Below are 12665 nucleotides of genomic sequence, written 5' to 3'. Positions count from 1 at the left end.
CCACGTGCGGGACGTTTCGAATGTCTCACTTATCTATTGCGCTAAACGGCATTCGCCGCGTCCCGCACACCTCCCAACACGGGGAGGGCCACTCAAACCTCCAGCGGCGAGCCGCGTGGAGATTTCGGTGTGCCGCAATACCGCCATCGCAGCTTCGAAATTTCGCCCCTTGCTGCCAACACACTCTTGCGAAGGACCACGCCACAGGCTTTGATGGGAACATATTCGAGATATGCCGGACCAAACGATGGAATTTCACCGCACCAAGCGCCTTCCGCCTTATGTTTTCGAAGAAGTCAATCGCCTGAAGGCCCAGTTGCGGGCCACGGGGACGGACATCATCGATTTCGGCATGGGCAATCCGGATCTGCCGACGCCGCCGCATGTCCTCGAAAAGCTCAAGAACACGGCCGACAAGCCGCACACCAATGGCTATTCCGCCTCGCGCGGCATTGCCGGCCTGCGCAAGGCCCAGGCGCGCTATTACAAGCGGCGCTTCGATGTCGATCTCGATCCCGACAATGAGGTCATCGTCACGCTCGGCTCGAAGGAAGGCTTTGCCAATCTGGCCCAGGCGATCACGGCGCCCGGCGATGTCATCCTGGCGCCCAGCCCCTCCTATCCGATCCACACATTCGGATTCCTGATTGCCGGAGGCACGATCCGGCATGTGCACGCGCCCTCCCCGGAGGAATATCTGCGCGGGCTCAAGCATGCAGTGAGGCATACGGTTCCCAAACCGATCGCCGTGGTGGTGTGTTATCCCTCCAACCCCACCGCGCAGACCGCCTCACTGGATTTCTACCGCCAGGTGGTCGAGTTCGCGACCGAGCACGATCTCTTCATCCTGTCGGACCTGGCCTATGCCGAGGTCTATTTCGGCGATACGCCAACCCCGTCCATGCTGCAGATTGACGGGGCAAGGGAGCGGACGATCGAATTCACCTCGATGTCCAAGACCTATTCCATGGCCGGATTCCGGGTCGGCTTTGCCGCCGGCTCGGAACGCCTGGTCAGCGCCCTGGCGCGGGTCAAGTCCTATCTCGACTACGGCGCCTATACGCCGGTCCAGGTCGCCGCCTGTGCGGCGCTGGACGGTCCGCAGGACTGCGTCGACGAAATGCGGTCCATCTACAGGCATCGCCGCGATGTGCTGGTGGAAAGCTTTGGCCGTGCCGGTTGGGAAATCCCCGTGCCGGACGCCTCGATGTTCGCCTGGGCGCCCTTGCCGGCCGGGTGCGAGGCGATGGGCTCGCTGGAATTTGCCAAGCAATTGATGGAAGAGGCCGGCGTCGCCGTCGCGCCGGGGATCGGCTTTGGCGAGCATGGCGAGGGCTTTGTACGCCTGGCCCTGGTCGAGAACGAGCAGCGCATCCGGCAGGCGGCACGCGCGGTTGGCGAGTTCCTGAAAACCCGCCAACCGGCCATTCGCGCAGTCTGATTGATCTAGAAGTAGTGCGAGACGCTGGTCGAATGCGACCAGGAACCACCGGCCCGCGAGCGCGAACGGCGGCGGCGCATGCGTGACTGCATCACCGCACGCGCATCGTCGAGCGAGGGCAGGTCCTCGGCGCCCGAAGCGAGTTCCTCGCGGTGGGCGACGAAATCATCATAGGCCTCGAGTTCCGGTGCCAGGGCCGTGGCAACCAGCTCGATCATGATCGCATCATCGATATAGCCGATGCCCGGCGTTGAATCGGGGATGAGGTCATCGGGGTCGGCGAAATAGGCCAGGGCATCGAGGACGCGCTTGCGGTCTTCACCGGCGAGGCGCCAGTCGGCATCGCGCAGCATGGCGACCAAGGGGCCGAGCTGGTCGAGGCGGTCGCGGACGAAGGCGGGCGGGTTGGCGGCCAGGGCCTGCTTGCTCATTGCTGCCACGCCCTCAAGGATGACGGCTTCGTCATCGGCGACGCGCGCATCGCGGGCCTTGGCGAGACGGGCCCGGAAGAAATCCAGATCGGCCTCGCTCAGCTCGAACTCGACCTTGAGCGCGGATTGGGTGGGAGCGGACATCAATAAAACCTCATCATAAGCCGACCTGGAAATCGGGCCGGTCGGCAAGGGCCCGGTGAAGAATTTCGTCCCCTCACAGGGCACAACATTCCACATCGCGAAATTCAGGCAAGCGGTATTGGTTTTCGGTCAATCCCCTGCAAACCAGCCGAAGCGGAGGTTTTCGTGGACGACGCCGTCAATCGTCAGATTACCCTCGAGCACGACCTCGTCTGTGTTGCCGGTCGCCTCGGCGGCCAGAATGAGGTCACGGCGGTAATGACCCTGGAAGCTGACCGGGCCGAGGGCTTCGGACATGCCTTCGAAAGCAATGGTATCGACGGTGACAGTCAAGCTGTCGGGCCAGACGCGCAACTGGCGATCATAGCCGCCACCGGCTTCGCCCTGTATCCATTCACTGCTCGGATCCGAAAAGTCGAAGCCCGCCGGCGGGTAGTCGCTGGAGCCGGCATCTGCCACCCAAGGGTCGACCTCCCAGTCCGAGCCAACATAAAACCAGTCCAGCACCCACTCGCCAACTTGCAGCGGCGGGTCCTGCAAGGGTCTGTAATAGCCGAACAGCGCGGTGCCGGGTTGATGCGCGAGGCTCGTCTCTGCCGCGGCTGCTTGTGACGAAGCCTGACCATTTCCGGCCGCCGGTTCGTCATGCGGAACATCCGCCGCCGAACCCCGCCAGACCAGACCACCAACAACCAGCGCGCCGAGCGCAAAAATGATGGCTATCAAACGCATGATATATCGCATAAACGCCCCCGAATTCGACTGGTGGACATTGTGGAGCAATCGCGCGCCGGGTCAATCATCGGTTAAGCCACGGCTAACCTTGCTGCCGGATTCGCATCGCCGCACCCGCGCCCGGCTGCTAGCGTGGCTGCATGAATATTGCCTTCAATACTGCCGTCACCGGCCTGTTGTCCGCCCAGGCGCAAACCGGTGCGGCCTCCGAAAGCCTCGTTACTGCGGCGGTCAGGGGTGAGGGCATTATTCAGGCCGTGGTCGCGGTGAAACGGGCGGAAACCGCCCAGCATGCCACCGCGAACCTGGTCAAGGTCGCTGACGACATGACACGGACCATGCTCGACATCATCGCCTGAGCCCGTGCCGGTCGACGGGTGGCCGGTGGGGGTCATCCTCCGCGCCTGCTGTCTCCATTGGCGTGTTGCGGCATGCGGAGGATGACCGACCGGTCGCCCTCGCAATCGGCGGCGAACTATCCTATCTGGGGGGCATGACCCATCCTGTTTCCATCGACATCGTCGCCGATCTCGTCTGCCCCTGGTGCTGGCTCGGCAAACGCAACTGGGATGCTGCCCGCAAGCTGGTCCCGGACATTCCGGTCGACACCGTCTGGCGCCCCTATCAGCTCGACCCGGACCTGCCCCGCGAGGGCCGGCCCTATCGCGAGTATATGAAAGCCAAATTCTCTGGCTCGAATACCGAGCGCTGGACCCAGATGCGGACCTATCTCGAACAGGCCGCCCCGGCTGCCGGCATCGAGTTCCATTTCGATTCCATCCCCGTCCGGCCCAATACACTCAATGCCCACCGCGTCTTGCGCTGGGCCGCCGGCCAGGGCGTCGCCGATGCCGCCGCCGAGGGCCTGTTCCGCGCCTTCTTCGCCGAAAGCGAGGATATCGGTGACCCGGCCGTGCTCGCCCGCATCGCCGGCGAAGCCGGGCTCGACGCCGCACTGACCGCCGAATTGCTCGCATCTGATCGCGACGAGGCCGAAATCCGCGATGAGGAGGCCTTCTTCCGCAAGCTGGGTGTCACCGGCGTGCCGACCTATATCTTCAATGGCCGCTTCGCCGTTTCCGGCGCCCAGGAGCCGCAAGTCCTCGCCGACGCCATCCGCCAGGCATCACTTGAGCCGGCGGAGACGGATTAGCGCTTTGCGTCTGCTGTCGCGGCTTCTAGGTTTCAGTCATCACATCGGAGACCCTCATCATGACCGCCATGCAAGCCGTCGCCCTCTATGCCGGGCTCAATATTCTTCTGCTGCTCTATCTGGCCCTCAATGTCAGCCTGCACCGCCGGCGGGCGAAGGTCAGTCTCGGAACCGGCACCGACAAGTCGCTGGAACAGGCCTGCCGCGCCCATGGAAATGGCACGGAAAACCTGCCGCCAGCCCTGATCGCCCTGGTGCTTCTGGGCCAGTTGGGCAGTGGCACACTGATCATCCACGGCCTCGGCATGGCCCTCACCCTGGGCCGCGGGCTGCACGCCTATGGCTTGCTCACCGATCCCGGCCGCAGCTTCGGCCGCGTTGCCGGCACCGCCCTGAGCTGGCTGGTCCTGCTGGTCAGCGCACTGCTTCTGCTCGGCAAGGCCATCAGTTGAGCCATTGCAGCGCACCACCCTCGGGAGCTATAGCCGCAGCATGAGCAATCCCAACACTGCCCCCGACCCGCAAAAGCTGCAGGATATCGCAGCCGATCTGATCGCCCGCGCCGTGCGCGCCGGTGCCGACACGGCCGAAGCCACGGTCAGCGAATCGCGCACCACCGAGCTGTCCGTCCGTGACGGCGCGCTCGAGGATATCGAACGCTCCGAGTCGCTCGATGCCGGCGTGCGCGTCTTCGTCGGCGCCCGCCAGGCCGGCGTCGCCTTCTCGGACCTGTCCGAACATGGCCGCGTCCTGACGATTGAACGCGCCGTGGCGATGGCACGGCTGTCACCGGAAGATCCGTTCTCGGCCCTGGCCGAAGCGGAACGCCTTTGCACCAACCCGCCCGAAATCGCCATGTTCGACGAGAGCCAGTGGTCGCCCGACGAGCTGGAAGCCCGCTCGATCGAGGTCGAGAAAGCCGCACGCGCCGTTGAGGGCGTGTCCAAGACCGACGCCGCCTTCGCCAGTTTCGGCCAGGGCGCAGCGGCCTATGCCACCACGACCGGCTTCAACCGGGGCTGGCGCAAGAGCATGTTCAGCTATGGCGCCAGCGTCATCGCCGAGCACAATGGCGCCATGGAGCGCGACTATGCCGCCACCGCGGCACGCCGTCCGGGCGAGCTGCGCAGCACGGCCGATATCGGCACCGAGGCCGGCGAACGCACGGCGCGGCGCGTCAATCCGCAGAAGATCGCCAGCGGGATCCAGCCGGTTGTGTTCGACCGCCGCGTCGCCACCACCTTCCTCTCGGCGCTGTGCGGCGCGATCAGTGGTCCGGCCGTGGCGCGCGGGATTTCCTTCCTGCGCGACAAGCTCGGCCAGCCGGTCTTCGCCGACGGCATCAATATCGTCGACGACCCGCATCGCGACTGGGGTCACAGTTCCTGCGCCTTTGATGGCGAGGGCACGGTCAATCGCCGGATGAACCTGATCGAGGATGGCCGCCTGACGACCTGGCTGCTCAACAGCGCCGCCTCGCGCCAGCTGGACCTGGCGCCGACCGGCCATGCCCGCCGCTCCATGGGCGGCGCACCGGGGGCCGGGCCCACCAATCTGCATCTGGAAGCCGGTATGCAGAGCCGTGAGGCGATGATCGGCGGTATCCAGTCCGGCGTACTGGTGATGGAGATGTTCGGACCTTCGCTCAATTCCAATACCGGCGACTGGTCGGTCGGCGTGTCCGGCTATCGCATCAGCAAGGGCGTGATCGACCATCCGGTCAGCGAGATCACCGTCGCCGGCAATCTGATTGATATTTTCGGGCGCTTGATCCCGGCCAGCGATCTGGAATTTCGCGGCTCGGTCAATTCGCCCAGCGTCCTGGTCGACGCCCTCTCCGTCGGCGGGCTCTAGGCCGGCGCAACGTCCAAGCTCAAGGAAAATGAATCATGGACAGCACCAAGATCAACCAACAGCTCCTGCACCTCGTCATCGGCGGCGAGCTGCTTTGCGTCGACCCGCATAATTGCGAGTTCAAGGACCTGAAGGAGGTCGATTTCGTCGGCGCCTATGGCAGCTATGAAGATGCCCGCAAGGCTTGGAAAGACGCGGCGCAACGTACGGTCGACAATGCGCACATGCGTTATTTCATCATTCATGCGCACCAGTTGCTCGAGCCCAAATCAGATCACCACTAGGCGCGGCGGACCAGCTATTTGACCGATCACCCCCACCCATCCACCGCCGCACTCGGACGCCGGCTCTGGCGTGACTGGGTCTCGAAGCGGCCGGGGCTGTGGATCGGTGCTGCCCTGCTCTCGGTGATCACCGCTGCCGCCGCCGCGAGCTATGCAGGGCTGGTCGGCTGGACGTTCAACCTGCTGGAACAGCGCGATCCGGGCTTCTTCCCGATCGCACCGCTGGCCGCGATCAGCCTGGCCGCCGTGCGCGGCGCCAGCCTGTATTTCCAGACGCTGCAGACCAATCGCCTCGCCCTGACGGTGATGCAGGATCTGCAAAACGCCATGTTTGCCAAGCTGGTGCATGCCGATTTCGCACGCCTGCAATCAGAACCGGTCGGCAGTCTGGTCTCGCGTTTCACCAATGATATCACCCTGCTGCGCGAGACCCTGGTGCGGCTGTCGAACAATCTGCTGCGCGATACGATGACCGTGATCTGGGCGGTGGCCTGGATGCTGTATCTCGACTGGATGCTGACCCTGCTGGTGCTGGTGGTCTACCCGCTCGCCGCCTGGCCCGTGATCAGGATCGGCCAGCGCCTGCGCAAGACCTCGGCCCAGGCCCAGTCGCACATGGGTGAGGTCACCAGCCAGCTCGAGGAAAGCTTCTCCGGCACCCGCATGGTGAAGACCTATGGCCTGGAGGATTACGAGGCAGAGCGCGCCGACAAGTCCTTCTTTGAACGTCTGAAATTCCTGTTTCGCATCACCGAGAACAAGGCCCGCGTCGACCCGATTCTCGAACTGGTCGGCGGTATCGCCTTTGCCGGCCTGGTCGGTTTTGCCGGCTGGCGCCTGCTGGCCGGTGAAACCTCGGTCGGCAATATTCTCGGCGTACTGACCGGTATCGGCGTGATGTCGCCGGCGGTCCGCGCCATCGGCACATTGAGTGCGGTCGTCCAGGAAGGCTTTGCCGTTCTGGACCGCGTCTTCCATCTGCTCGATGAGGACAACCAGGTCGCTGCGGCACTCGAGGCACCGGAGCTGACGGTGAAAGCCGGCAGCGTCGAGGTCGATGGCGTCAGCTTCCATTATGCCGATGGCACCGCCGCGCTCGATGATGTCAGCCTGCACGCCGATGCCGGCAAGACAATCGCCTTGGTCGGGCCGTCCGGATCGGGCAAGTCGACCATTCTCAACCTGATCCCGCGCCTCTATGATCCGCAGGCCGGGCGCGTCACCATTGATGGCACCGATATCCGCTCGGTCTCGCTCGCCTCGCTGCGGCGGCATATCGCGCTGGTGAGCCAGGATGTGACCCTGTTCGACGACAGCGTTGCTGCCAATATCGGCTTTGGCCGACTCGACGCCGACCGCGAGGCCATCATGGCTGCCGCCAGGGCCGCCGACGCCCATGATTTCATCATCAACCTGCCCGACGGCTATGACAGCCCGGTCGGCCCTCGCGGCAGCAATCTGTCAGGCGGACAGCGTCAGCGCCTGTCGATCGCCCGAGCGATCCTGAAGGACGCGCCGATCCTGCTGCTCGACGAGGCCACAAGCGCCCTCGACACCGAGTCGGAGCAACGCGTCCAGGCGGCGCTGGAACGGCTCTCGGCCGGCCGCACCACCCTGGTGATCGCGCACCGCCTGTCCACAGTGCGCAAGGCGGACTGGATCTATGTGCTGCAGGACGGCCGCGTCCACGAGCAGGGCCGGCATGACGAACTGATCGCCCAGGACGGGCTGTATGCGAAACTGTGCCGGCTGCAATTCGGTGAGGAGAGCCGCTAGCGCGTGGAGGCCAGACTCAGGACGCTCGGTTGCAAATGCACCATCGGCAGGCGGACCGAGAAGACCGAGCCGGCCCCGGGAACGCTTTCGACCTCGATATCGCCATCCATCAGTTCAGCCAGTTTCTTGGAGATCGCCAGGCCAAGGCCGGTGCCCCCATTCTTGCGGGACATGGCCGACTCGCCCTGGCTGAACGGCATGAAAACCCGCTCGATCAGCGCCGGCTCCATGCCGATCCCGGTATCGCTGACCTCGAAATTCACCTGATGCCGGCCATCCCCCGTCTGGGTCGCCAGGCAACGGACCCGGATCTCGCCACGATCGGTGAACTTGACGGCGTTGGACAGAAGATTGGACAGGATCTGGCGGATACGCGCCGGGTCGCCACTGGCCTCGCCCTCGATGCAGGGATCGATTTCGACATGCATGTTGAGCCCCTTCTCCATCGCCTTCATCCGGTAGGGGCCGATGACACTGCGGGTCAGCTCGGCCGGACGATAGCTGGCGGCCTCGACTTCGAAACGCCCGGACTCGATATGCGCCAGGTCGAGGATATCATTGAGAATATCGAGCAGGGCGTGGCCCGAACTCTGGATCAGCTCCACCATTTCACGCTGCGAGGGCTGCAGATCCGTATTCATCAGCAGGCTGGACATGCCGAGCACGCCGTTCATGGGCGTGCGGATCTCATGGCTCATCGTCGCCAGAAACTTGGACTTGGCCCGGCTGGACTCGGTGGCCTGTTGCCGGGCCTCGAGCAGGTCGTGGATATCGGTCAGCGCCCCGACCAGGCGCGTTGGCTCGCCGTCCGGGCTGCGGACGGCTTCGGCGCGGAACCGGAACCAGCGATGGGTCCCGCCATCCACTTCGATCCGTATGGACAGGTCGAGCGGACGGCCGGCCTGGTAGTGTGCGGCAAGCGCTGAGCGGATCCGTGAGACATCATCACGATGCAGCAGGCCTGCCAGGGATGCGGACGGCGCGGTGTGGTCCCGCGCCGGATGCCCCAGCAACTCCCGGCAGCGCCCCGACAGATAGACCTGGTCGGTTTCCAGACACCAGTCGACAATCCCGTCGGACATGCCGCGAATGGCCAGACCGGCCCGTTCACCGGTCTCGACCGCGAGTATTTCCGCGGTCAGGCGGCGGCGGTAGTGATGCAGGATTTTCAGGATACCGTCGGGGTCCTCGATGCGCCGCTTGAACAGCGCCGCCACCACGCCGATGGACTGGGCACCCTGGTAAAGCGGCGTGCCGGCGTAACCGCGAATACCCATCTCCTCGAGCATGAAGTCTCGGGGAAAGCTTTGCGCCACGCCGTCCTCGAACACCTGTGCGCCAGACTGGATCACACTCGCACACGGTGTGCCCTCAAGCGGATAACAGAAATTGCCGCTGACAGCGCCCTGCGAAGCGACATGCAGGGTGCGCATCTGGCGATGACCAGCGTCAACGCGGCCAAGATAGACACAATCGGCACCGCAATGGTCGGCCAGGAGGCTGACAAAGGCGCTGAGAAATGCGGGACCGGTTTCGCGCGACAGCCGGGCGTGCAAGCCGGCCAGCCGGTCATCGCCGCGCTCTATCGCCCTGACCATCTCGTGCATTTTCGCTCTCCCGCCCTTGCATCAGCGCCCGGCCTGACCGGATGCCAACGTGGTTAACGGGAGTTAATCTGCCGCAAAGCCGGGGAAAGAGTCGTCATATCTGATGAATCGGGCAGGCATAAAGAATCAACCGGGGGTTATTCGCGCCGCAAAAGCCGCTCGGTCAGCAGGTTGCCCCACCAGCTCGACATGAAGCCTGCCTGCACCGCATCGCGGTCATAGACGGTCTCGACCCAGTCCATGAAATCGATCGGATTGGCCTCGTTATAGGCCCGGTAAGTCTCGAAGAAATAGTCGAGCACGCCGGTCTTTCCGGCCTTCACATGCAGATACTTCAACGACAAATGCGCAATCGCTTCGTCATAGGGCAATTTGAGATGGGTCAGCGCAAACAGGACCGAAACCAGGCCGGCCCGGTCAGCTCCGGATTTGCAATGCACCAGGGCCGGGTATTCGATGCTCTCGAAAATCTTCACCGCGCGCTGGATGCGGTCGACATAGGGCGCCTCGCGCGAACCAAACGGCATGTCGTGCAAGGCAAGCCCGTGCAGCTCGCAGGCCTCGCGTTCGAAATCGTAATAGCAGACACCCGGCTGCGGGCCGCGAATATTCAGGATCGTCTTGAATCCTTCCGCCGCCAGCCATTCCAGCCGGTCCGGCGAGGGTTGGTTGGCCCGCCACAGACCGCCGCCGACCTCGTGCATATTGTGAAAACGCAGGCGCAGGACACCGTGGTCCTTCCAGAGATAATCGCTCCAGGCGCGCTTGCGATCGATCGGATCAGTGAGATCATAGGCCATGCGGTTTCTTTCTTGCTGCAACGGGATTTAGGATGCCTGCGACGGTGAGGCAACCGCGCGCCGTGCTTGACCTTTCAGCCGGTGAAGGCGAGCAAGGATACACGATGTTGAAACGCTTGCTGTCAAAGCCCTGGGCCCAGGAAATCGGTGCCTTCCTCGCGCTGCTCTATGTGGAGTCGGTGCGCCGCTCGATTCGCTGGGAAGTTCGCAATGGCGATTATGTCCAGCGGGTCTGGGACGAGAACCTGCCGATTCTCGGCTGCGTCTGGCATGGCCGTGTCCTGATGGCCCTGCAGGGCTGGAACCGGCATTATGACCGCATGCTGGCTCTGGCCTCTCGATCGCGCGAAGGCGATATCGGTGCCCGTTTTGCCCGCTGGTACAAGGTCGGCCTGGTGCGCGGCTCGTCTCGCAATACCAGCAAGCCCGGCGCCAACAAGGGCGGCGAAGCGGCCTACCGGGCCATGGTCAACCATCTCAGCCAGGGCGGCAGCGGCGCTGTCACCCCGGACGGGCCCCGCGGCCCCCGCATGCGCGCCGGCTATGGCGCCATCCGCATGGCCCGCGATACGGGTGTTCCCATCATCCCCTTCACCTGGTCGACCCGGCGCAAGACCGTGTTGCACCGGGCCTGGGACAAGCATTGCCTGCCCCATTATTTCAGCCGCGGCGTCATCATCTGGGGTGATCCGATCCATGTCGCCAAGACCGCGACGCCCGAAGAGCTCGAGGCGGCCCGGCTGCTGCTGGAAACCCGGCTCAATGAGCTCACCCGCGAGGCCGACGAGGCCGTTGGCGGCGAGGTCATCGAGCCCGACGAGCGTCTGCGGCCCGGCACCGGTGCCAATGCGAAGACCAGGAGCGGAGGGGCCAAACGGTGAGCCTCCCCCTCTCACTTTCGGCCTATCGCCTGTTGATGCGCTGCGCCGCACCGCTGGCGGTGCCGTTGCTGCAGCACCGTGCCCGCGCCGGCAAGGAAGACCCCGACCGCCGCAATGAACGTCTCGGCCATCCGACCTTTCCGCGCCCGCCCGGACGGCTGGTGTGGCTGCATGGTGCCAGTGTCGGCGAGAGCCTCGTCCTGGCCAGCCTGGTCGAGGCCTTTGCCGCAGACCGGCCCGATCTGCGCTTCCTGGTCACCACGGGCACCATGACCTCGGCGCGGCTGATGGCGAAACGCCTGCCGCCGGTGGCCAAGCACCAGTATCTGCCGATCGACACCGGCTCGGCCGTGCGCGGTTTTCTCGATTACTGGAAACCCGATCTCGCCGTGTTCGCCGAATCGGAGCTCTGGCCCAATCTGGTGATCGAGACCGCCGCGCGCGATATCCCGATGGCACTGGTCAATGCGCGCATGAATGACCGCTCGCTGGCCAGCTGGAACAAGCGGCCGGATTCGGCGCGCTATCTGCTCGGCTGTTTCGACTGGATCGGTGCCGCCGACAGCCGCACCCGCGACGGGCTGGAAAACCTCACCGGCAAGGCCATCACCCTAGCCGGCAATCTCAAGCTGGAAGCGCGCGCCGAAGCGGCCGATCCCAAGGCGCTGGCGCAGATCCGCGACACGATCGGTGATCGCCCGGTCTGGCTGGCCGCCTCGACCCATCCTGGCGAGGAAGCCATCGTGCTGCATGCCCACGCCCTGACCCTGAAAACCCATCCCGACGCCCTGCTGATTCTCGCCCCGCGCCATCCCGAGCGCGGCGATGAAGTTGCGCGCCTGATCGACAAGCAGGGCTTTCGCGGCGTGCGCCGCTCGGCGGGCGAAACGCCGGCACCGGCGGACCAGATCTGGCTCGCCGACACGCTCGGTGAAATGCCGCTCTGGTATGCCTGCGCGCCCGCCGCCCTGATCGCCGGCAGCCTGGTGCCCGATATCGGTGGTCACAATCCGATCGAGGCCAGCCAGGCCGGGACGGCCGTGTTGAGCGGCGAGCATACGGCCAGTTTCGACGATCTCTACGCCGTCTATCGCCAGCACAAGGCGATGATCACGGTCAGCACTGCCGCCAGCATCGCGGCAGCGCTGGACCGCGTTTGGGCCCATCGCGGCCCCTCGATCAAGGCCGCCAGGGCAGCGATTGCCGAAGCCTCCGGTGGCGCGATGGCGACCAGCCTCGCGGCGCTCGATGCCTTGCTTGAAGGCGGCAAGGGTACGGAGATCGAACCATGAGGGAACCGGCTTTCTGGCGTACCGATGGCGGACGCGGTTCGGGCAGCCTGGTGCGCGCCCTGCTGACCCCGCTGAGCTGGATCTATCGCTGGGCGACCGCGCGGCGGATCCGCAACACCCAGCCGCTCGATCCGGGCATTCCTGTGATCTGTGTCGGCAATCTCACCCTGGGCGGCACCGGCAAGACCCCGGTTGCCCAGACCATTCTCGAACGTCTGGCGGACATGGGCTACCGCGCCGATGCCCTGTCGCGCGGCTATGGCGGCC

At 64.6% G+C, this 12665-nt stretch carries 14 protein-coding genes; 10 read left to right on the top strand and 4 right to left on the bottom strand.

Annotation, left to right across the window (positions count from 1 at the left end; all coding sequences use genetic code 11):
- The first annotated feature begins 232 nt into the window (after nt 1-232).
- Nucleotides 233-1441, top strand: a complete 1209-nt coding sequence (locus ACN0YL_RS14865; protein ID WP_417498483.1) for an LL-diaminopimelate aminotransferase — start codon at nt 233-235, stop codon at nt 1439-1441.
- 5 nt (nt 1442-1446) lie between these two features.
- Here the strand turns inward: ACN0YL_RS14865 and ACN0YL_RS14860 are convergent, their stop codons facing one another.
- Both ACN0YL_RS14860 and ACN0YL_RS14855 read right to left on the bottom strand, forming a co-directional pair.
- Entirely contained in the window at nt 1447-2016 is a 570-nt protein-coding gene (locus ACN0YL_RS14860; RefSeq protein ID WP_417467171.1) for a YkvA family protein, read from the bottom strand.
- A gap of 129 nt (nt 2017-2145) precedes the next feature.
- Complete coding sequence (locus ACN0YL_RS14855) at nt 2146-2748, bottom strand: hypothetical protein (protein ID WP_417498482.1); 603 nt, start codon at nt 2746-2748, stop codon at nt 2146-2148.
- A gap of 143 nt (nt 2749-2891) precedes the next feature.
- Here ACN0YL_RS14855 and ACN0YL_RS14850 point away from each other — a divergent pair, with 143 nt between their 5' ends.
- The 6 genes from ACN0YL_RS14850 to ACN0YL_RS14825 all read left to right on the top strand — a co-directional run bounded on the left by ACN0YL_RS14850 (nt 2892) and on the right by ACN0YL_RS14825 (nt 7818).
- The gene (locus tag ACN0YL_RS14850; protein WP_417467168.1) at nt 2892-3110 is read left to right on the top strand and encodes a hypothetical protein; all 219 of its coding nucleotides are present in this window, start codon (nt 2892-2894) and stop codon (nt 3108-3110) included.
- A gap of 134 nt (nt 3111-3244) precedes the next feature.
- Nucleotides 3245-3904 carry a DsbA family oxidoreductase gene (locus ACN0YL_RS14845; protein WP_417498481.1) on the top strand — a complete coding sequence of 220 codons (660 nt, stop codon included), beginning with the start codon at nt 3245-3247 and terminating at the stop codon, nt 3902-3904.
- A gap of 59 nt (nt 3905-3963) precedes the next feature.
- Nucleotides 3964-4356, top strand: a complete 393-nt coding sequence (locus ACN0YL_RS14840) for an MAPEG family protein (RefSeq protein ID WP_417498480.1) — start codon at nt 3964-3966, stop codon at nt 4354-4356.
- 40 nt (nt 4357-4396) lie between these two features.
- On the top strand, nt 4397-5758 hold the full coding sequence (locus ACN0YL_RS14835; protein WP_417498479.1) for a TldD/PmbA family protein: 1362 nt from the start codon (nt 4397-4399) through the stop codon (nt 5756-5758).
- A 35-nt stretch (nt 5759-5793) separates the two neighbouring features.
- Entirely contained in the window at nt 5794-6042 is a 249-nt protein-coding gene (locus ACN0YL_RS14830; protein ID WP_417467161.1) for a DUF4170 domain-containing protein, read from the top strand.
- 18 nt (nt 6043-6060) lie between these two features.
- Nucleotides 6061-7818, top strand: coding sequence for an ABC transporter ATP-binding protein (locus tag ACN0YL_RS14825; protein ID WP_417498478.1), 1758 nt, complete (start codon nt 6061-6063; stop codon nt 7816-7818).
- Here ACN0YL_RS14825 and ACN0YL_RS14820 read toward each other — a convergent pair.
- Together ACN0YL_RS14820 and ACN0YL_RS14815 are read right to left on the bottom strand one after the other, a co-directional pair.
- Complete coding sequence (locus ACN0YL_RS14820; RefSeq protein WP_417498477.1) at nt 7815-9425, bottom strand: ATP-binding protein; 1611 nt, start codon at nt 9423-9425, stop codon at nt 7815-7817. The two genes, ACN0YL_RS14825 and ACN0YL_RS14820, sit on opposite strands and share 4 nt — an antisense overlap.
- Nucleotides 9426-9562: 137 nt before the next feature.
- Nucleotides 9563-10225, bottom strand: coding sequence for a fused DSP-PTPase phosphatase/NAD kinase-like protein (locus ACN0YL_RS14815; protein WP_417498476.1), 663 nt, complete (start codon nt 10223-10225; stop codon nt 9563-9565).
- A gap of 104 nt (nt 10226-10329) precedes the next feature.
- Between ACN0YL_RS14815 and ACN0YL_RS14810 the strand changes: the two genes are divergently transcribed.
- The 3 genes from ACN0YL_RS14810 to ACN0YL_RS14800 form a co-directional block, all read left to right on the top strand.
- Entirely contained in the window at nt 10330-11106 is a 777-nt protein-coding gene (locus ACN0YL_RS14810; RefSeq protein WP_417498475.1) for a lysophospholipid acyltransferase family protein, read from the top strand.
- On the top strand, nt 11103-12398 hold the full coding sequence (locus tag ACN0YL_RS14805; protein ID WP_417498474.1) for a 3-deoxy-D-manno-octulosonic acid transferase: 1296 nt from the start codon (nt 11103-11105) through the stop codon (nt 12396-12398). The genes ACN0YL_RS14810 and ACN0YL_RS14805 overlap by 4 nt, the downstream gene beginning before the upstream one ends.
- Nucleotides 12395-12665, top strand: a 271-nt coding sequence (locus tag ACN0YL_RS14800; RefSeq protein WP_417498473.1) for a tetraacyldisaccharide 4'-kinase, incomplete at its 3' end; no start/stop codon positions are given. The genes ACN0YL_RS14805 and ACN0YL_RS14800, both read left to right, overlap by 4 nt.

It is taken from the genome of Maricaulis sp. (genome assembly GCF_048269565.1).
In the GTDB taxonomy this organism is placed as follows: Bacteria; Pseudomonadota; Alphaproteobacteria; order Caulobacterales; family Maricaulaceae; genus Maricaulis.
The sequence above is the reverse complement of the archived record's forward strand: the minus strand, read 5'-3'. Positions and strand labels throughout refer to the sequence as shown.